Genomic DNA, 20,055 nt, shown 5'->3' with positions numbered 1-20,055 from the left:
TCGGCGTCACCATCACTCACCCGATCGAGTGAGCTTTTGCGAGGGGACTGTACGCCATGAGCTTTCGCCGAGAAGTGCTCCGAGAGCAATTGGACGGTTAGCGTTCGGGCATGAACGAAGATGTACGGCTCACCGCCTGGGTACGCGGTCGAGTACAGCAAGTAGGGTTTCGCTGGTTCACCAGGGCAAACGCTCTGGAGATCGGGGACCTCACCGGATTCGCCCTCAATCTCGACGACGGCAGGGTGCAGGTGGTCGCCGAGGGGCGGCGTGAGAATTGCCACCGTCTGCTGGATTGGCTGCGCTCGGACGACACACCCGGCCGCGTTGACGGTGTCACTGAGATCTGGGACACGCCACGGGGTGGATACGAGGGGTTCGCGATCCGCTGATCCGGTGCCCGGACGGACGCGCGGGAAGTGCCGTGTTCGGGCTGTGTTCGAGGGGCGGCGTGGGGTGACGGCGAGGGGTGTCGGCGCGCGTACACATGAAATGACCTGCGGAATGATCCGGTGGTTGCCAAGAATCGGTTGCCGTGGAAGGCTGCGGCGAGAAGGATGATCTCCGTGCCCCTGAGGGCCCCGCAGGAGAGTCGCGCCGCATGATCGCCAGGCCGCGCGCCCCCGGGACGCCCTTCTCTACAGGGTGTGATCGTGTTGACCGTCAAACTTTTTGGTGAGACGCTGAAAACCCCGCGCACCTTAGCTGTTCGGCAGAGCTGTTTGGCAGCAGAACAGCAGTGAACACAGAGCACTGCCGAGCACCGCGGGTGCGATTCCCTCACGACCCACACCGCATCGGTCGGTCACTCAGTGTGGAGGACCATCCTCATGGCAAAGGCGCTTCTCGGTTACGTCGGCGGTTCCGACCCGCGACTCCTCGCCGAGATGCGACGGCTTCAGCAGCGCGTCCAGGATCTTGAATCCGAGATCGTACGGATTCAGGACGAGAACGACGCGCTCAACGCCGCCGCTCAGCACCAAGAGTCGCTGCTCGACAGCATCGACATCGACGTACCTCAGGCGGAGCCGGCGCTGACCTGACCGAAGGCCCCAGGGCCGGTCGGGCCGCACGCGTCAGCCGCACGGAATCATCGCCGGATCGTCACCGGATCATTGAAGATCGATTGCGCCTGATCATCGCTTGCCCATGGAACTCGCTCATGGAATGCGTTTGATCTGCGTCTTCGTCTGCCTGTCATTGATCCGGCACGCGCGTCTCCATGGAGGCGCCGGATCCGTCGACAGAGCAATGCACAAGATTTACCGGGGACGCTTCGGCGTCCCTTCTTTCTTTTCCCCTCCGAACCGCGCCCGTCCCGCCCCGGACGTACACCCCTTCCCTTACCGTCTGATGTGCCCTGCACCTTCATCAGCGAAACCGAGAGTGAAAGGTAGAGTCCGGCGGCGTGCACCTCAAGGCCCTGACCCTGCGTGGTTTCAAATCGTTCGCCTCCGCCACGACCCTGCGGTTCGAACCCGGGATCACCTGCGTGGTCGGCCCCAATGGATCGGGCAAGTCCAATGTGGTGGACGCGCTTTCCTGGGTCATGGGGGAGCAGGGCGCCAAATCCCTGCGCGGCGGCAAGATGGAGGACGTCATCTTCGCCGGCACCACCGGGCGGCCCCCGCTCGGCAGGGCGGAAGTGTCGCTGACCATCGACAACTCCGACGGGGCGCTGCCCATCGAGTACGCCGAAGTGACGATCACTCGGATCATGTTCCGCAACGGCGGCAGCGAGTACCAGATCAATGGCGACACCTGCCGGCTGCTGGACATCCAGGAACTCCTCTCCGACTCCGGTATCGGCCGCGAGATGCACGTCATCGTCGGCCAGGGCCAGCTGGACTCCGTACTCCACGCGGACCCGATGGGGCGCCGGGCGTTCATCGAGGAGGCGGCCGGCGTACTGAAACACCGCAAGCGCAAGGAGAAGGCGCTGCGGAAGCTGGACGCGATGGGGGCCAACCTGGCCCGTGTCCAGGACCTCACCGACGAACTGCGCAGGCAGCTGAAACCGCTCGGCCGACAGGCGGCGGTCGCCCGCCGGGCCGCCGTCATCCAGGCCGATCTGCGCGACGCCCGGCTGCGGTTGCTCGCGGACGACCTGGTCGGGCTGCACACCGCGTTGCGCGGCGAGATCGCCGACGAGGCCGAGCTGAAGCGGCGCCGGGAGACGGCGGAGACGGAACTCAAGGCGGCGCTGGGGCGCGAGGCGGAGCTTGAGGACGAGGTACGGCGGCTCACGCCCAGGCTCCAGCGCGCCCAGCAGACCTGGTACGAGCTGTCGCAGCTGGCCGAACGGGTGCGCGGCACGATCTCACTGGCCGACGCCCGGGTGAAGAGCGCCACCGCCCCGCCGGAGGAGGAGCGGCGCGGCCGCGACCCGGAGGACATGGAGCGCGAGGCGGCCCGGATCCGCGAGCAGGAGGCGGAGCTGACCGCGGCGCTGGAGGCCGCGGAGCACGCCCTGGAGGACACCGCCTCCCACCGGTCCGAACTGGAGCGGGAGTTGGCGGCGGAGGAACGCAGGCTGAAGGACGCGGCCCGCGCCCTCGCGGACCGCCGCGAAGGGCTCGCCCGGCTCAGCGGCCAGGTCAACGCGGCCCGCAGCCGCGCCGGTTCCGCGCAGGCGGAGATCGACCGGCTGGCCGCCTCGCGCGACGAGGCACGGGAGCGGGCGGTCGCCGCCCAGGAGGAGTACGAGCAGCTCAAGGCGGAGGTCGACGGGCTGGACGCCGGTGACGCCGAGCTCGGGGAGCGGCACGAGGCCGCCCGGACCGAGCTCAAGGAGGCGGAGGCCTCGCTCGCCGCCGCCCGGGAGGCCGCCACCGCAGCGGAACGGAAGCGCGCCGCCGTCGCGGCCCGCCATGACGCGCTGGCCCTCGGGCTGCGCCGCAAGGACGGCACCGGGGTGCTGCTCGGTGCCGGGGACCGGCTGACCGGCCTGCTCGGACCGGCCGCGGAGCTGCTCACGGTGGCCCCCGGACACGAGGTCGCGGTGGCCGCCGCACTGGGCGCGGCGGCGGACGCGGTGGCGGTGACGGACCCGGCCACGGCGGCCGAGGCGATCCGGCTGCTGCGGAAACTGGACGCGGGCCGGGCCGCGATGCTGCTGGGAGGCGGCGGAGGCGGCGGAGGCGCTCACGTACCCGGGCAGGGCACGGAAGCGGAGCCCGCGCCCCGGAGCGAGGCCGCGCACGTACCGGGCCAGGCAGCGGAGCGGCTCCCGGTGCGACAGGGCGCGGACGGCACCGCGGCGGCCCCGGCCGGCCACCCGGAGGGGCCCGCGCTCGGTGGCCTGGAGAACCCCGCCGTGGCCGACCTCGTCAGCGGTCCCGTCGAACTGGTGGCCGCCGTGCGCAGGCTGGTGCGGGACACGGTGGTCGTCGGGACGCTGGAGGACGCGGAGGATCTGGTGGCCGCCCGCCCGGAGCTGACGGCGGTGACCGGCGAGGGGGACGTCCTCTCGGCGCACTTCGCGCACGGCGGTTCCGCGGGCGCGCCCAGCCTCCTCGAAGTCCAGGCGTCCGTGGACGAGGCCGCCGCCGAACTGGCCGAACTGGCGGTGCGGTGCACGGAGCTGGCCGAGGCCCAGCGGCTCGCCGGGCAGCGGCGCTCCACCGTCGCGGCGCTCGTCGAGGAGCTGGGGGAGCGGCGCCGGGCCGCGGAGCGGGAGAAGTCCGGGGTGGCCCAGCAGCTCGGCCGGCTGGCCGGCCAGGCGCGGGGCGCGGCCGGTGAGGCCGACCGGATGGCCACCTCCGCCGCCCGTGCCCAGGAGGCGCTGGAGCGCGCGACCCAGGACGCGGAGGAGCTGGCCGAACGGCTGCTCGTGGCGGAGGAGGCCTCGCAGGACGGCGCCGACGAGGAGCCGGACAGCGCCGTCCGCGACCGGCTCGCCGCCGACGGTGCCAACGCCCGTCAGACCGAGATGGAGGCCCGCCTCCAGGTCCGTACCCATGAGGAACGGGTCAAGGCGCTGGCCGGCCGCGCCGACTCCCTGGACCGGGGAGCCCGCGCGGAGCGGGAGGCGCGGGCCCGAGTCGAGCGGCGCAGGGCGCGGCTGCGCCATGAGGCCGAGGTGGCCTCCGCCGTGGCGTCCGGCGCCCGTCAGCTGCTGGCCCACGTCGAGGTGTCCGTCGTACGGGCCGAGCTGGAGCGGGCCGCCGCGGAGGCCTCGAAGGCGGAGCGGGAACAGGAGCTGGCGGCGGAGCGGCTGCGGGGCCGTGCGCTCAAGGACGAGCTGGACAAGCTGACCGATTCGGTCCACCGGGGCGAGGTGCTCGGCGCCGAGAAGCGGCTGCGGATAGAACAGCTGGAGGCGAAGGCCCTGGAGGAGCTGGGCGTGGAGCCGGCCGGTCTGGCCGCCGAGTACGGGCCCGACCAGCTCGTGCCGCCGTCCCCGGCCGCGGAGGGCGAGGAGCTGCCGGAGGATCCGGAGCATCCGCGCAACCAGCCGAAGCCGTTCGTCAGGGCCGAGCAGGAGAAGCGGCTGAGGTCGGCCGAACGGGCGTACCAGCAACTCGGGAAGGTGAATCCGCTCGCCCTCGAAGAGTTCTCCGCACTGGAGGAACGGCACAAGTTCCTCTCCGAGCAGCTTGAGGACCTGAAGAAGACCAGGGCCGATCTGATGCAGGTCATCAAGGAGGTCGACGAGCGCGTCGAGCAGGTCTTCACCGAGGCGTACCGGGACACCGCCCGCGAGTTCGAGGGGGTCTTCTCGCGCCTCTTCCCGGGCGGCGAGGGGCGGCTCATCCTGACCGATCCGGACAACATGCTCACGAGCGGTGTGGACGTCGAGGCCCGCCCGCCGGGCAAGAAGGTGAAGCGGCTGTCCCTGCTGTCCGGCGGCGAACGGTCGCTGACGGCAGTGGCGTTGCTCGTCTCGATCTTCAAGGCCAGGCCGAGCCCGTTCTATGTGATGGACGAGGTCGAGGCGGCGCTCGACGACACCAACCTCCAGCGGCTGATCCGGATCATGGTGGAGCTCCAGGAGAGTTCGCAGCTCATCGTGATCACGCACCAGAAGCGGACGATGGAGGTCGCCGACGCGCTCTACGGCGTCTCGATGCAGGGCGACGGGGTCTCCAAGGTGATCAGCCAGCGGCTGCGCTGAATCCCTTCCGCCGGGTCGGGGGATTGAACACGCGGTCCCTGTGGCACCTGTTCCACAGTCAAGTGGTGGCACAGGTGAACGTATGCGCCACTGGGTACAGCTCGCCCCCCACGCCTGCGTCTGCGGCCAGGCACCAGGAGTTCACGTGACCAGCACATCGCAGGGACCAGAGTCCGGAGCCAGAGCGGCCCACCCGGACCACCTCGGCCATGTCATCTTCATCACGGCGGCCGCGGCCATGGGCGGCTTCCTCTTCGGTTACGACAGCTCCGTGATCAACGGCGCCGTCGAGGCGATCCGCAGCCGGTACGACATCGGCTCCGGCACGCTCGCCCAGGTCATCGCCATCGCCCTCATCGGCTGTGCGATCGGCGCGGCCACCGCGGGCCGCATCGCCGACCGGATCGGCCGAATCCGCTGCATGCAGATCGCCTCGGTCCTCTTCACCATCAGCGCCGTCGGATCCGCGCTCCCGTTCGCGCTCTGGGACCTGGCGATGTGGCGCATCATCGGCGGCTTCGCCATCGGCATGGCCTCGGTGATCGGCCCGGCGTACATCGCGGAGGTCTCACCGCCCGCCTACCGGGGCCGCCTCGGCTCCTTCCAGCAGGCGGCGATCGTCATCGGCATCGCCATCTCCCAGCTCGTCAACTACGGCATCCTGCAGATCGCCGACGGCGACCAGCGCGGCAAGATCGGCGGCCTGGAAGCCTGGCAGTGGATGCTCGGCGTGATGGTCCTGCCCGCGGTTCTGTACGGTCTGCTGTCCTTCGCGATCCCCGAGTCGCCGCGGTTCCTGATCTCGGTCGGCAGGAAGGACCGGGCCCGCCAGATCCTGGCGGAGGTCGAGGGCGAGGGGGTCGACCTCGACGCCCGGGTGACCGAGATCGAGACCGCGATGCACCGCGAGCACAAGTCGACCTTCAAGGACCTGCTGGGCAGCCGCTTCGGCTTCCTGCCCATCGTCTGGGTCGGTATCGGCCTGTCGGTCTTCCAGCAGCTCGTCGGCATCAACGTGGCGTTCTACTACTCGGCGACGCTGTGGCAGTCCGTCGGCATCGACCCGACCGACTCGTTCTTCTACTCGTTCACCACCTCGATCATCAACATCATCGGTACCGTGATCGCGATGGTGCTGGTGGACCGGGTGGGCCGCCGTCCGCTGGCTCTCGTCGGCTCCTGCGGCATGGCCGTCGCGCTGGCCTTCGAGGCATGGGCCTTCTCCGCCAACCTGGTCGACGGCAAGCTCCCCAACACCCAGGGCGTGGTCGCGCTCGTCGCCGCCCACGTGTTCGTGCTGTTCTTCGCCCTCTCGTGGGGTGTCATCGTCTGGGTCTTCCTCGGCGAGATGTTCCCGAACCGGATCCGCGCCGCGGCGCTCGGTGTCGCCGCGTCCGCGCAGTGGATCGCCAACTGGGCGATCACCGCGAGCTTCCCGAGCCTCTCCGACTGGAACCTGTCGGGCACGTACATCATCTACGCCTGCTTCGCGACGCTCTCGATCCCCTTCGTCCTCAAGTTCGTCAAGGAGACCAAGGGCAAGGCGCTGGAGGAGATGGGCTGACCCCCGCGGTCCGCGCTCCTTCAGCCGCCGGTCGCCTCGCAGAACAGCCGCAGACTGCGCCACCCCTCCTCGACCGGCATCCCGCCGCACAGCGGATGCAGCACCAGGCTGTCCAGCTCCCGGCCCAGATCGGCGCACTCCTGCGGGGTGACGATCCGGTAGACGCCCTCGGCGCGCAGCTCCGCCACCGTCGTGGCCGCGGAGCGGACGGCCGAGCGGATGTCCTTGGACTGCCAGGAGGCGTACGTACGGGCCTCGTGCAGGAAGTGCTCCCCGTACTCGGCCCACGTACGGTCCGGGTCCTCGGACACGTGCAGCAGCGGGGTCTCGGCCGCGGGCATCATGCAGAAGCCCTCGGTGCCGTGCTCCGCGCGCTGCTCGTGGTAGTACGCCTCCAGCTCCGGCAGATGCGCGCTCGGGAACAGCGGCAGCCCCAGCCGCGCCGCCCGCCGCGCCGCCGCCCGCGAGCTGCCGCCGACCAGCAGCAGCGGGTGCGGCCGGGTGAACGGCCGGGGGGTCACCGTGACCGTGCGGCCGCGGAACTCGAACGGCTCCCCGGTCCACGCCAGCAGCAGCGTCTCCAGCAGCTCGTCCTGGATCCGGCCGCGCCTGCCCCACTCGACGCCCGCCCGCTCGTACTCCTCCGGCCGGTAGCCGATCCCCGCGACCGTGACCAGCCGGCCCGCGCTCAGCAGGTCGAGCACCGCGATGTCCTCCGCCAGCCGCAGCGGGTCGTGCAGCGGCCCGATCACCGCGGAGACCGTGACCGCGATCCGGCCCGTCGCGCCGAAGACGGCCCCGGCCAGGACGAAGGGCGAGGGCAGCCAGGAGTTGGCGGCCCCGTGGTGCTCCTCGGTCTGTACGGTGTCGATGCCGTGCTCGTCGGCGTACGCGGCCATGTCCAGGGCCGCGCGGTAGCGGGCCGAGAGCGAGCCGGGCGTGGCGGCTGGATCGACGAGGTTGAACCGGACGACTGTGAAGGCCATGACACTGTCCCCTTCGCCGGGCGGGCTGGGCGAGGCCGGACAGTAGCTGACGCAGCGTCAGAAGTGTAGGGGTGTGTTGCGCCGCCGTGCGCCGGGGCGCGGTGGTGCCGGGCGCGGGCGGAGCCATGGCCGTACCGCGAATATCGCGCACCCGGCCCCCTGCGGAACGGCCATTCCCCGATTGTCCCCGCGCGTGACTGATACTGGGTGGGTTATGGAATTCGTCATCCTTGCTGTAGTCATCGCCCTGGTCGCGGTCGGCGTGATCAGCGGGCTCGTGGTCAGCAGCCGCAAGAAGAAGCAGCTGCCCCCGGCACCGTCGAGCACGCCGACCATCACTCCTCCCGCCGAGCCCCATGTCGGCGAGGAGGCCGAAACGCCGCGCGACGAATCGCGCCGCACCATCGAGGAGGTCGGGCTCCCGCCCACCGAGGAGGAGGCGGAGCAGGCCCCTGAGGCCGCCGCGCCCCCCGCGCTCGACGTCCCCGAGCCCACCGCGGGCCGGCTGGTCCGGCTGCGGGCCCGGCTCGCCCGCTCGCAGAACTCCCTCGGCAAGGGGCTGCTCACGCTGCTGTCGCGGGACAACCTCGACGAGGACACCTGGGAGGAGATCGAGGACACCCTCCTCACCGCCGATGTCGGCGTCGCCCCCACCCAGGAGCTGGTGGAACGGCTCCGCGAGCGCGTCCGGGTCCTCGGCACCCGTACCCCCGAGGACCTGCGCACCCTGCTGCGCGAGGAGCTCGTCACCCTGCTCGGCACCGACTTCGACCGTGCGGTCAAGACGGAGAGCGGTGTCGACACCCCCGGCGTCGTGATGGTCGTCGGTGTCAACGGCACCGGAAAGACCACCACCACCGGAAAGCTCGCCCGGGTGCTGGTGGCCGACGGCCGCAGCGTCGTACTCGGCGCGGCCGACACCTTCCGGGCCGCCGCCGCCGATCAGCTCCAGACCTGGGGCGAGCGCGTCGGCGCCCGCACCGTGCGCGGACCCGAGGGCGGTGACCCGGCCTCGATCGCCTTCGACGCGGTGAAGGAAGGTATCGCGGAGGGCGCCGATGTCGTACTGATCGACACGGCGGGCCGGCTGCACACCAAGACCGGCCTGATGGACGAGCTCGGCAAGGTCAAGCGGGTGGTCGAGAAGCACGGACCGCTCGACGAGATCCTGCTCGTGCTGGACGCCACCACCGGGCAGAACGGCCTGGTGCAGGCCCGAGTCTTCGCGGAGGTCGTCGACATCACCGGCATCGTCCTCACCAAGCTGGACGGCACCGCCAAGGGCGGCATCGTCATCGCCGTCCAGCGCGAGCTGGGCGTACCGGTGAAGCTGATCGGGCTCGGCGAGGGGCCGGACGATCTGGCCCCCTTCGAGCCGGAGGCGTTCGTGGACGCCCTGATCGGGGACTGAGACCGCCGGACAGGAAACGGCCCGGCCGCCCGGACATCCGGGCGGCCGGGCCGTTCGCTGTGCGGGGTCGTTGTGCGGGCTCAGCCGCAGAGGGCCCAGCGGTGGCAGATGTACGCCAGCGTGCCCAGCAGCAGCCGCGCTTCAGGCGGGGCCGCCGCGGTGTCCAGGGCGGGCGGGCGGAGCCAGCGGACCGGGCCGAGGCCGCCCTGGTCGGACGGGGGCGCCGTGATGTGGGAGCCGAGGCCGAGCGCCCGCAGGTCCAGCTCCGCGTCGTCCCAGCCCATCCGGTACAGCAGCTGGGGGAGCCCGGCGGCCGCGCCGGGTGCCACGAAGAACTGCGCCCGTCCGGCCGGCGTCACGGCCACCGGACCCAGCGGCAGGCCCATTCGCTCCATCCGTACCAGCGCCCTGCGCCCGGACCGCTCCGCGACTTCGAGGATGTCGAAGCTGCGGCCCACCGGCAGCAGCATCGAGGCGCCGGGCACCTCTGCCCACGCACGTGCCGCGGTGTCGAGCGTCGCCCCCGCGGGCACCTCCCGCGCGAAGTCCAGCGGATGCGCGCCGGGGGAGGGGCAGTCGGCCGCGCCGCAGGAGCAGCGGCCGTCAGAGGCCCGCGCGCCCGGTGCGACGGCCCAGCCCCATAACCCCGTGTACTCGGCCACCGCGGTGCCCTCGGTCGCACGGCCGCGGCGCCGTGCGCCGGATCGCAGTTCGCGGATGCCGCCGATCGTGAAGCCCATGCCCCCTCCAACGGGTCCAGCTCGCGGTGGTTACGGAACGCGGTTCAATCGTGACACTCCGCCGTCCTCGCTGATCCGGCCGGGCGCGGGGCGTGCGCCGGGGTGCCCGAACTCATTCGCACGCCGCCGAATGCTTCTTTGCGCCTACCGCTGATCGTCACCTGTCAAGTGAATCGCGCTCAGCTGCGGTGGCGTTCATCCGAAGGGGTGGCGAATGGTGGCGTTTCCGCAATCACTCTCCCCGAGGGGGTGATCGTAGGATTACCGTCGGTACACGAACCATGGAAGTATGTGCGCCCATGGGTATGCCGGAGGCAACTCGACTTTCTGTTCGATGGCGTGCGACCTCCGTACGGACAGGATCGGTTCACGGCATTCTGAGAATGGTTCGGGCGGACGGTATTTCGGCGGGATGGGGGCGTTCCAGTGAGTGGCAGCGGCGCGGGCGATTCGAATGCCGGTAAGCGCCCCAACGGGCAATTGGGATCATGGTTCGTGCGCAGCGGCTGGTCGAAGGGCGAGCTGGCCCGCCAGGTGAACCGCAGGGCCCGCCAGCTGGGCGCCCACCACATCAGCACCGACACCTCACGGGTGCGGCGCTGGCTGGACGGCGAGCAGCCGCGCGAACCGATCCCGCGCATCCTGTCCGAGCTGTTCTCTGAGCGCTTCGGCTCGGTCGTCGCCGTCGAGGACCTGGGGTTACGCGCCGCGCACCAGGCCCCGTCGGTCGCCGGTGTCGACCTGCCCTGGGCCGGGCCCCAGACCGTCGCCCTGCTCAGTGAGTTCTCCCGCAGCGACCTGATGCTCGCCCGGCGCGGCTTCCTCGGCAGCTCCCTCGCCCTCGCCGCCGGCCCCGCCCTCATCGAACCCATGCAGCGCTGGCTGGTGCCCGTCACCGCCGCCGCGGCCGCGGAGCCGGATCCGGAGGCCGCCGCCCGCCGCCCCTCCCGGCTCTCCGGACCCGAGCTCGACCTGCTGGAGTCCACCACCGCGATGTTCCGCCAGTGGGACGCGCAGTGCGGCGGCGGACTGCGCCGCAAGGCCGTCGTCGGCCAGCTCCACGAGGTCACCGACCTGCTCCAGGAGCCGCAGCCGGCCGCCACCGCCAAACGGCTGTTCCGCTGCGCCGCCGAGCTGGCCGAGCTCGCGGGCTGGATGAGCTACGACGTCGGCCTCCAGCCCACCGCCCAGAAGTACTTCGTCCTCGCCCTGCACGCCTCCAAGGAGGCCGGTGACAAGCCGCTCGGCTCGTACGTCCTGTCCAGCATGAGCCGGCAGATGATCCACCTCGGCCGGCCCGACGACGCCCTCGAACTGATCCACCTCGCCCAGTACGGCAGCCGGGACTGCGCCACCGCGCGCACCCAGGCCATGCTGTATGCGATGGAGGCCCGCGCGTACGCCAACATGGGCCAGCCCAGCAAGTGCAAACGGGCCGTCCGGATGGCCGAGGACACCTTCCTCGACGCGGGAATCGACGGCGAGCCCGAGCCCGACTGGATCCGGTTCTTCTCCGACGCCGAGCTGAACGGCGAGAACTCCCACTCCTACCGCGACCTCGCCTATGTGGCCGGCCGCAGCCCCACGTACGCCTCGCTGGCCGAACCCGTCATGCAGAAGGCGGTCCAGCTCTTCGGGGAGGACGACGAGCACCAGCGCTCCTACGCCCTCAACCTGATCGGTCTCGCCACGGTCCACCTCCTCAAGCGCGAACCGGAGGAGTCCACCGTGCTGGCCGAGAAGGCGCTGCGGGTCGCCAAGAAGGTCCGGTCCGAGCGCGTCAACACCCGGCTGCGCAAGACGGTCGACACCGCGGCCAGGGACTTCGGGGACATCCCCGAGGTCGCCCGGCTCACCGATCTCCTCACCGAACAGCTCCCCGAGGCCGCGGAAGCGGTCTGAGAGCACCCAGTCCCCGGCCACGACGGCCACCCCGCACAGACCGACTTCGGCTCCCCCGATTGCCAGGTCAGTGGGTGGTCGCCGTGGCCGGTTCGTGTGGTCGTTCCCGTACCGGAGCGTCGTAACCGCACCGTATGCGGCCCCGGCCGCAGAGTAGGTGCGAGCGCGGGAACGGCACGGGCGGTTCATGGGGACGTAACACGTCGCTCGCCTTCGTCACTGCGGCGAAACACCACGCGGCATCCATGGAAACGGCGCTGAGCGAATCTCATGGCGCATAAGGACGGCCCCTTTCCCCAGTGGTTCCGCACGTGGTTGTGCCCCCACCGCCCGCACGCGGCCGCACCGACGACGAGGAGACGCCGATGCCCCCAGGCATCACGACGTTCGCAGCAGACGCCCCGACGCTGTCTGCCGCCAATACCGGATTCATGCTCATCTGCTCCGCCCTCGTGATGGTCATGACCCCGGCCCTGGCCTTCTTCTACGGAGGCATGGTCCGCGTCAAAAGCACCCTCAACATGCTGATGATGAGCTTCATCAGCCTCGGGATCGTCACGATCCTCTGGGTGCTGTACGGATTCAGCCTCGCCTTCGGCTCCGACATCGGTTCCTTCATCGGCTGGAGCTCCGACTTCGCCGGACTCAGCGGAATCGGTGTCACGGAACTCTGGGACGGCTACACCATCCCGGTCTACGTCTTCGCCGTGTTCCAGCTGATGTTCGCCGTCCTCACCCCGGCCCTGATAAGCGGTGCCCTCGCGGACCGGGTCAAGTTCACCTCCTGGGCGCTCTTCATCACCCTCTGGGTCACCGTCGTCTACTTCCCGGTCGCGCACTGGGTCTGGGGCGCGGGCGGCTGGCTGTACGAGCTCGGCGTCATCGACTTCGCCGGCGGTACGGCCGTCCACATCAACGCCGGTGCCGCGGCCCTCGGCGTGATCCTCGTCATCGGCAAGCGGGTCGGCTTCAAGAAGGACCCGATGCGGCCGCACAGCCTGCCGCTCGTGATGCTCGGCGCCGGACTGCTCTGGTTCGGCTGGTTCGGCTTCAACGCCGGCTCGTGGCTTGGCAACGACGACGGCGTCGGCGCGGTCATGTTCGTCAACACGCAGGTCGCCACCGCCGCCGCGATGCTCGCCTGGCTCGGCTACGAGAAGCTCCGGCACGGCTCCGTCACCACCCTGGGCGCCGCCTCCGGTGCCGTCGCCGGACTCGTCGCCATCACCCCGGCGGGCGGCGCGGTCAGCCCGCTCGGCGCCATCGCGGTCGGTGCCATCGCCGGTGTGCTGTGCGCCATGGCGGTCGGTCTGAAGTACCGGTTCGGCTACGACGACTCCCTGGACGTCGTCGGCGTCCACCTCGTCGGCGGTATCGCGGGCTCCCTGCTCATCGGCTTCTTCGCCACCGGCGGGGTCCAGTCCGACGCCAAGGGCCTCTTCTACGGCGGCGGGCTCGACCAGCTCGGCAAGCAGGCCGTCGGCGTCTTCGCCGTCCTCGCGTACTCTCTGGTCGTCTCCGCGATCCTCGCCCTCGTCCTCGACAAGACCATCGGGATGCGGGTCGAGGAGGACGACGAGGTCTCCGGCATCGACCAGGTCGAGCACGCGGAGACCGCGTACGACTTCAGCGGCGCGGGAGGCGGTCTGTCCCCCCGCCCCACGCCTCCCGCCCCCGGCACCACGGCAGCCCCGACGAACAAGAAGGTGGACGCATGAAGCTCATCACCGCAGTCGTGAAGCCCCACCGGCTTGACGAGATCAAGGAGGCCCTCCAGGCCTTCGGCGTCCAGGGCCTCACGGTCACGGAAGCCAGCGGCTACGGGCGCCAGCGCGGCCACACCGAGGTCTACCGGGGCGCCGAGTACACCGTCGACCTCGTCCCGAAGATCCGCATCGAGGTGCTCGTCGAGGACGAGGACGCCGAACAGCTCATCGAGGTCGTCGTCAAGGCGGCCCGGACCGGCAAGATCGGTGACGGCAAGGTCTGGAGCGTCCCTGTCGAGACCGCGGTCCGGGTCCGTACCGGCGAACGCGGCCCCGACGCACTCTGACCGACGATTCCGCGAACGGAAGGCAGCTGGGTGACGAGTACCGAAGTGACCACCGAATCCGAGGACTCGGGACCCAGCGGCTATGCGGCGGCCCGGCTGCGCCTCCTCCAGGGAGAGGTGCGGTCCGGGCCGCCGCGCCGTGCGGCCCTCGCCTCGCTCACCGACGACTGGCTGAGCGCCCTCTTCGCCTCCGCCACCGCACACGCCGGAGTACGCGGCGCCGCCCTCGTCGCCGTCGGCGGCTACGGACGGGGCGAACTCTCCCCGCGCAGCGACCTCGACCTGCTGCTCCTGCACGACGGCAGCGCCGACTCCGGAGCCGTCGCCACCCTGGCCGACCGCATCTGGTACCCCGTCTGGGACCTCGGCCTGGCCCTCGACCACTCCGTCCGCACCCCCGCCGAGGCCCGCAAGACGGCGGGCGAGGACCTCAAGGTCCAGCTCGGGCTGCTCGACGCCCGTCACGTGGCCGGCGACCTCGGCCTCGTCGCCTCCCTGCGCACCGCGATCCTCGCGGACTGGCGGAACCAGGCCCCCAAGCGGCTGCCCGCGCTCGACGAGCTCTGCCGCGAACGGGCCGAGCGCCAGGGCGAGCTCCAGTTCCTCCTGGAACCCGACCTCAAGGAGGCCCGCGGCGGCCTGCGCGACGCCACCGCCCTGCGCGCCGTCGCCGCCTCCTGGGTCGCCGACGCACCGCGCGAAGGCCTCGCGGAGGCCCGCCGCGTCCTGCTGGACGCCCGCGACGCCCTCCACCTGACGACCGGCCGCGCCACCGACCGCCTCGCCCTCCAGGAACAGGACCAGGTCGCAGACGCCCTCGGCCTCCTCGACGCCGACGCCCTGCTCCGCCAGGTGTACGAGGCCGCCCGCACCGTCTCGTACGCCACCGACGTCACCTGGCGCGAGGTCAACCGGGTGCTGCGGGCCCGCTCGGCGCGTCCCAGGCTGCGCGCCATGCTGGGCGGCGGCCGGGCGCAGGGCGTCGACCGCAGCCCGCTCGCGGACGGCGTCGTCGAGGCGGACGGCGAGGTCGTGCTCGCCCGTACCGCCCGTCCGGAACGCGACCCGGTGCTCGTCCTGCGCGCCGCCGCGGCCGCCGCCCAGTCCGAACTCCCGCTCTCCCGCCACGTCGTACGCCACCTGGCCGGTGCCGCCAAACCGCTGCCGGTGCCGTGGCCGGCCGAGGCACGGGAGGAGCTCGTCACCCTGCTCGGCGCGGGCGAGGCCACCGTGCCCGTCTGGGAGGCCCTCGAAGCGGAGGGGCTGATCACCCGGCTGCTGCCCGACTGGGAACGGGTCCACTGCCGCCCCCAGCGCAACCCCGTCCACACCTGGACCGTCGACCGCCACCTCGTCGAGGCGGCCGTCCGCGCCTCCTCCCTCACCCGCCGCGTCGGCCGCCCCGACCTGCTGCTCGTCGCCGCACTGCTGCACGACATCGGCAAGGGCTGGCCCGGCGACCACTCCGTCGCGGGCGAGGTCATCGCCCGCGACATGGCCGCACGGATCGGCTTCGAGCCGCACGACGTGGGCGTCATCGCCACCCTCGTCCGCCACCACCTGCTGCTCATCGAGACCGCCACCCGCCGCGACCTCGACGACCCGGCGACCGTCCGCACCGTCGCCACCGCCGTCTCCACCACCTCCACCCTGGAACTGCTGCACGCGCTCACCGAGGCCGACGCCCTCGCCACCGGGCCCGCCGCCTGGTCCGCCTGGCGCGCCTCCCTCGTCGCGGACCTGGTCAGACGCGTCGCGGCGGTCCTCGCCGGCGAGGAACCGGAGGAGCCGGAGCCCGCGGCCCCGAGCGCCGAACAGGAACGCCTGGCCGTCGAGGCCCTGCGCACCGGCGAACCCGTCCTCGCCCTGCACGCCCAGACCGAGACCCCGCACGAGGAGGACGCCCCGGAACCCGTCGGCGTCGAACTCCTCATCGCCCTCCCGGACCGGCCCGGAGTCCTCCCCGCCGCCGCCGGGGTGCTGGCCCTGCACCGGCTCACCGTCCGCGCCGCGGACCTGCGGGCCGTCGAGCTCCCCACCGAGCTGGGCGAGAGCGCCGACGTACTGCTGCTGAGCTGGCGGGTCGCCGCCGAGTACGGGTCCCTGCCCCAGGCCGCCCGGCTGCGCGCCGATCTCGTACGCGCGCTGGACGGCTCGCTGGACATCCGGTCCCGGCTCGCGGAGCGCGAGGCGGCCTATCCGCGCCGGCGCGGGGTGAAGGCCCCGCCGCCGAGGGTGAAGGTCGCGGCGGCCGGTTCGCGGCTGGCCACGGTGATCGAGGTGCGCGCCCAGGACGCTCCGGGGCTGCTCCACCGGATCGGCCGGGCGCTGGAGCAGAGCGCGGTACGGGTCCGCAGCGCGCACGTGTCGACGCTCGGGGCCAACGCGGTGGACACGGTCTACGTCACGGATGAGGACGGCAGGCCGCTGTCGGCGGAGCGCGCGGCGGAGCTGGCCCAGGAGGTCGAGAAGGCGCTCGGCTGAGCGCTTTCACCGTGTGCGACAGCCCTCGTCCGTCACGAGAACCGGGCGAGGGCTTTGCGTTCCACGGCGTCCGGATACCCTTGGGAACGACTGACCCATCCCGCCCCCGACCCTGAGGACCGACGAGCGCCGTGTTCGATACTCTCTCCGACCGCCTTGCCGCGACTTTCAAGAACCTCAGGGGCAAGGGCCGCTTGTCCGAGGCGGACATCGACGCCACGGCTCGCGAGATCCGTATCGCCCTGCTTGAGGCCGATGTCGCCCTGCCCGTCGTCCGGTCCTTCATCGCCAACGTCAAGGAGCGGGCGCGCGGCGCCGAGGTCTCCCAGGCGCTGAACCCCGCGCAGCAGATGATCAAGATCGTCAACGAGGAGCTCGTCTCCATCCTCGGTGGCGAGACCCGTCGGCTGCGGTTCGCCAAGACCGCGCCCACCGTGATCATGCTCGCCGGTCTCCAGGGTGCCGGTAAGACGACCCTCGCCGGAAAGCTCGGCCTCTGGCTGAAGAGCCAGGGCCACTCCCCGCTGCTCGTCGCCTGTGACCTCCAGCGCCCCAACGCCGTCAACCAGCTGAGCGTCGTCGCCGAGCGCGCCGGCGTCGCGGTGTACGCACCGGAGCCGGGCAACGGCGTCGGTGACCCGGTCCAGGTCGCCAAGGACTCGATCGAGTTCGCCAGGACCAAGGTCCACGACATCGTCGTCGTCGACACCGCCGGCCGCCTCGGCATCGACCAGGAGCTGATGCAGCAGGCCGCGGACATCCGCGACGCCGTCAGCCCCGACGAGATCCTCTTCGTCGTCGACGCGATGATCGGTCAGGACGCGGTCAACACCGCGGAGGCCTTCCGCGACGGCGTCGGCTTCGACGGTGTGGTGCTCTCCAAGCTCGACGGTGACGCCCGGGGCGGCGCGGCCCTGTCGATCGCCCACGTCACGGGCAAGCAGATCATCTTCGCGTCGAACGGCGAGAAGCTTGAGGACTTCGACGCCTTCCACCCGGACCGGATGGCCTCGCGCATCCTCGACATGGGTGACCTGCTCACCCTGATCGAGCAGGCGGAGAAGACCTTCAGCCAGGACGAGGCCGCCAAGATGGCCTCCAAGCTGGCGTCCAGCAAGGGCAAGGACTTCACGCTCGACGACTTCCTCGCCCAGATGGAGCAGGTCCGCAAGATGGGCTCCATCTCCAAGCTGCTCGGGATGCTGCCCGGCATGGGGCAGATCAAGGACCAGATCAACAACATCGACGAGCGCGACGTCGACCGCACCGCCGCGATCATCAAGTCGATGACCCCGAAGGAGCGCGCCGAGCCGACGATCATCAACGGCTCGCGCCGGGCCCGTATCGCCAAGGGCTCCGGTGTCGAGGTCAGCGCCGTGAAGAGCCTGGTCGAGCGGTTCTTCGAGGCCCGCAAGATGATGTCGAAGATGGCGCAGGGCGGCGGCATGCCGGGGATGCCGGGGATGCCGGGCATGGGCGGCGGCCCCGGCCGGCAGAAGAAGCAGGTCAAGCAGGCCAAGGGCAAGCGCAAGAGCGGTAACCCGATGAAGCGCAAGGCCGAGGAGGCGGCCGAGGCCGCCCGCCGCGAGCAGGCCGCGCAGGGCGGCGCGCTCGGCCTGCCCGCCGGCCAGGACGACAAGAACTTCGAGCTCCCGGACGAGTTCAAGAAGTTCATGGGCTGACCGAGCCCCGTGCCATGTCCCCGAGGGGGCGCCCGCTTCACGGCGGGCGCCCCCTCGGGCGTGTGCGGGGGAGCGGCGTTCCCTCCATGGGCCCAGCGGACCGCCGCTCCGAGGGCTTCGTCCGTGTTTCTCCCTTAATGTCGGCTCAACGGCTGTCGGCAGAGGAGCACGCGTGACCAGTCCGGTACCTCCCCGCGACCGCACCGACCAGCCCTGGCGCTCCGAGGGCGCACCACCGCCCCCGCCGCCCCGCCGGAAGATGCCCGGAGGCTGGGGCGGACTGCTGCTGACCGCGCTGGCCGTCTATCTGATCGCCAACCTGCTGCTCTCCTTCTTCAACGGCGAGGAGGAGCGGACGATCGCGTACACGGAGTTCAGCAAGCAGGTCACCTCGGGCAATGTCTCCAAGATCTACTCCAAGGGCGATGCCATCGAGGGGCAGCTCAAGAAGGAGGCGAAGGTCCCGGGCAAGGACGACAAGTACACCAAGTTCGTCACCCAGCGGCCCGCCTTCGCCGACGACAACCTCTGGGCCGAACTGGTCAAGGACGACGTCACGGTCACGGCCGAACCGGTCGTCAAGGAGCGCAGCTTCCTGGCCAACCTGCTGATCTCGCTGGCACCGATGCTGCTGCTCGTCGCGCTCTGGGTGTTCATCGCCCGGCGGATGTCGAAGGGCGGCATGGGCGGCGGGCTGGGCGGCTTCGGCCGCAAGGCCCCGCCCAAGCCGGTCGAGCTGGAGGGCGGCCGCCGCACCACCTTCGCCGACGTGGCCGGTATCGACGAGGTCGCGGGCGAGCTCGACGACGTGGTGGACTTCCTGAAGAACCCGGACGCCTACCGCGAGATGGGCGCCAGGATGCCCGGGGGCGTACTCCTCGCGGGTCCTCCCGGCACCGGAAAGACGCTGCTGGCGCGGGCCGTCGCGGGGGAGGCGGGGGTGCCGTTCTTCTCGGCCTCGGCCTCCGAGTTCATCGAGATGATCGTCGGCGTCGGCGCGGGACGGGTCCGGGAGCTCTTCGCCGAGGCGCGCAAGGTCGCGCCCGCCATCGTCTTCATCGACGAGATCGACACCATCGGACGGGTCAGGGGCGGCGGCTCGGGCATGGGCGGGCACGACGAGCGCGAGCAGACGCTCAACCAGATCCTCACCGAGATGGACGGCTTCTCCGGCTCCGAGGGCGTGATCGTGCTCGCGGCCACCAACCGCGCGGACGTCCTGGACCCGGCGCTCACCCGGCCCGGCCGCTTCGACCGGATCGTCCAGGTCAGCCCGCCGGACAAGACCGGCCGGGAGGCGATCCTGGAGATCCACACCCGGCAGATCCCGATGGCGCAGGACGTGGACCTGGGCCAGGTGGCCCGTACGACCCCGGGGATGACCGGCGCCGACCTGGCCAACCTCGCCAACGAGGCCGCGCTGCTCGCCGTCAAGCGGGGACAGCGGGAGGTCAGCGGCGCCGATCTCTCCGACGCCCTGGAGAAGGTCCAGCTCGGTGCGGAGCGCTCGCTGGTCATGTCGGACGAGGAACGCCGCAGAACCGCCTTCCACGAGAGCGGGCACGCCCTGCTGGGGATGCTCCAGCCCGGCGCCGACCCGGTCCGCAAGGTCACCATCGTGCCGCGCGGGCGGGCCCTCGGGGTCACGCTCTCCACACCGGACGCCGACAAGTACGCGTACACCGAGGAGTACCTGCGCGGCCGGATCATCGGCGCGCTCGGCGGGATGGCGGCCGAGCAGGTGGTGTTCGGTGTCGTCACCACGGGCGCGGAGAGCGATCTTGAGCAGGTCACCGGTCTGGCCAGGGGCATGGTGGGCCGCTGGGGCATGAGCCACAAGGTGGGCCGGCTGACGGCGATTCCGGCCGATGCCCAGCAGGCGTACGGGCTGAGCGCCGCGCCCGCCACCCTCGACGCGGTGGACGGCGAGATGCGCCGCATCGTCGACGAGTGCTACGAGGAGGCGTGCCGGCTCCTCGGGAACAACCGGGACCGGCTGGACTCCCTCGCCGGGGCGCTGCTGGAGCACGAGACGCTGGACGAGGTGGCCGCCTACCGGGCGGCCGGCATCACCCGGCTCGACAAGCCGTAAGGGCTGCCGGGCTGTCCGCGACGCC

13 protein-coding genes are annotated in these 20,055 nt (G+C 71.2%); 11 read left to right on the top strand and 2 right to left on the bottom strand.

Features of this window, described 5'->3' with window-relative positions:
- Nucleotides 1-110: 110 nt before the first annotated feature.
- From ACFVQ0_RS32905 to ACFVQ0_RS32890, 4 genes are all read left to right on the top strand, one after another.
- Entirely contained in the window at nucleotides 111-392 is a 282-nt protein-coding gene (locus tag ACFVQ0_RS32905) for an acylphosphatase (RefSeq protein ID WP_073739083.1), read from the top strand.
- Between the two features lie 438 nt (nucleotides 393-830).
- Complete coding sequence (locus tag ACFVQ0_RS32900; protein ID WP_024494492.1) at nucleotides 831-1,043, top strand: hypothetical protein; 213 nt, start codon at nucleotides 831-833, stop codon at nucleotides 1,041-1,043.
- A 365-nt stretch (nucleotides 1,044-1,408) separates the two neighbouring features.
- Nucleotides 1,409-5,116 (top strand): AAA family ATPase, encoded by a 3,708-nt coding sequence (locus ACFVQ0_RS32895; RefSeq protein WP_390092851.1) that lies wholly within the window; start codon nucleotides 1,409-1,411, stop codon nucleotides 5,114-5,116.
- A 145-nt stretch (nucleotides 5,117-5,261) separates the two neighbouring features.
- On the top strand, nucleotides 5,262-6,680 hold the full coding sequence (locus ACFVQ0_RS32890; protein ID WP_390092850.1) for a sugar porter family MFS transporter: 1,419 nt from the start codon (nucleotides 5,262-5,264) through the stop codon (nucleotides 6,678-6,680).
- A 20-nt stretch (nucleotides 6,681-6,700) separates the two neighbouring features.
- Here ACFVQ0_RS32890 and ACFVQ0_RS32885 read toward each other — a convergent pair whose 3' ends face one another.
- Nucleotides 6,701-7,666 carry an LLM class flavin-dependent oxidoreductase gene (locus ACFVQ0_RS32885; protein WP_390092849.1) on the bottom strand — a complete coding sequence of 322 codons (966 nt, stop codon included), beginning with the start codon at nucleotides 7,664-7,666 and terminating at the stop codon, nucleotides 6,701-6,703.
- 214 nt (nucleotides 7,667-7,880) lie between these two features.
- Between ACFVQ0_RS32885 and ftsY the strand changes: the two genes are divergently transcribed.
- A complete protein-coding gene (gene ftsY, locus ACFVQ0_RS32880; protein ID WP_390092848.1) occupies nucleotides 7,881-9,077 on the top strand; it encodes a signal recognition particle-docking protein FtsY in 1,197 nt (398 codons plus the stop codon).
- Between the two features lie 80 nt (nucleotides 9,078-9,157).
- Here the strand turns inward: ftsY and ACFVQ0_RS32875 are convergent, their stop codons facing one another.
- Entirely contained in the window at nucleotides 9,158-9,817 is a 660-nt protein-coding gene (locus ACFVQ0_RS32875; protein WP_390092847.1) for a bifunctional DNA primase/polymerase, read from the bottom strand.
- Nucleotides 9,818-10,243: 426 nt separating this feature from the next.
- Between ACFVQ0_RS32875 and ACFVQ0_RS32870 the strand changes: the two genes are divergently transcribed.
- The 6 genes from ACFVQ0_RS32870 (at nucleotide 10,244) to ftsH (ending at nucleotide 20,030) form a co-directional block, all read left to right on the top strand.
- Nucleotides 10,244-11,719 (top strand): hypothetical protein, encoded by a 1,476-nt coding sequence (locus tag ACFVQ0_RS32870; RefSeq protein ID WP_390092846.1) that lies wholly within the window; start codon nucleotides 10,244-10,246, stop codon nucleotides 11,717-11,719.
- Nucleotides 11,720-12,084: 365 nt separating this feature from the next.
- Complete coding sequence (locus ACFVQ0_RS32865) at nucleotides 12,085-13,437, top strand: ammonium transporter (RefSeq protein WP_390092845.1); 1,353 nt, start codon at nucleotides 12,085-12,087, stop codon at nucleotides 13,435-13,437.
- Nucleotides 13,434-13,772 (top strand): P-II family nitrogen regulator, encoded by a 339-nt coding sequence (locus ACFVQ0_RS32860; protein WP_003965965.1) that lies wholly within the window; start codon nucleotides 13,434-13,436, stop codon nucleotides 13,770-13,772. Before ACFVQ0_RS32865 ends, ACFVQ0_RS32860 begins: the two co-directional genes overlap by 4 nt.
- Before the next feature lie 30 nt (nucleotides 13,773-13,802).
- Complete coding sequence (locus ACFVQ0_RS32855) at nucleotides 13,803-16,256, top strand: [protein-PII] uridylyltransferase (protein WP_390092844.1); 2,454 nt, start codon at nucleotides 13,803-13,805, stop codon at nucleotides 16,254-16,256.
- A 131-nt stretch (nucleotides 16,257-16,387) separates the two neighbouring features.
- A complete protein-coding gene (gene ffh, locus ACFVQ0_RS32850; protein ID WP_390092843.1) occupies nucleotides 16,388-17,938 on the top strand; it encodes a signal recognition particle protein in 1,551 nt (516 codons plus the stop codon).
- A 172-nt stretch (nucleotides 17,939-18,110) separates the two neighbouring features.
- A complete protein-coding gene (gene ftsH, locus ACFVQ0_RS32845) occupies nucleotides 18,111-20,030 on the top strand; it encodes an ATP-dependent zinc metalloprotease FtsH (protein ID WP_390092842.1) in 1,920 nt (639 codons plus the stop codon).
- The last annotated feature ends 25 nt before the right edge of the window (nucleotides 20,031-20,055 follow it).

It is taken from the genome of Streptomyces sp. NPDC057900 (assembly GCF_042887885.1).
Lineage (GTDB): Bacteria > Actinomycetota > Actinomycetes > Streptomycetales > Streptomycetaceae > Streptomyces.
This window is presented reverse-complemented; position numbering and strand designations above follow the sequence as displayed.

What these genes read in the sequence shown, in the direction of transcription:
- ACFVQ0_RS32905 (WP_073739083.1), top strand. Translation starts at nt 111, where the DNA reads ATGAACGAAGATGTACGGCTCACCGCCTGGGTACGCGGTCGAGTACAG.
- ACFVQ0_RS32900 (WP_024494492.1), top strand. Translation starts at nt 831, where the DNA reads ATGGCAAAGGCGCTTCTCGGTTACGTCGGCGGTTCCGACCCGCGACTC.
- ACFVQ0_RS32885 (WP_390092849.1), bottom strand. Translation starts at nt 7,666, where the DNA reads ATGGCCTTCACAGTCGTCCGGTTCAACCTCGTCGATCCAGCCGCCACG.
- ftsY (WP_390092848.1), top strand. Translation starts at nt 7,881, where the DNA reads ATGGAATTCGTCATCCTTGCTGTAGTCATCGCCCTGGTCGCGGTCGGC.
- ACFVQ0_RS32875 (WP_390092847.1), bottom strand. Translation starts at nt 9,817, where the DNA reads ATGGGCTTCACGATCGGCGGCATCCGCGAACTGCGATCCGGCGCACGG.
- ACFVQ0_RS32865 (WP_390092845.1), top strand. Translation starts at nt 12,085, where the DNA reads ATGCCCCCAGGCATCACGACGTTCGCAGCAGACGCCCCGACGCTGTCT.
- ACFVQ0_RS32860 (WP_003965965.1), top strand. Translation starts at nt 13,434, where the DNA reads ATGAAGCTCATCACCGCAGTCGTGAAGCCCCACCGGCTTGACGAGATC.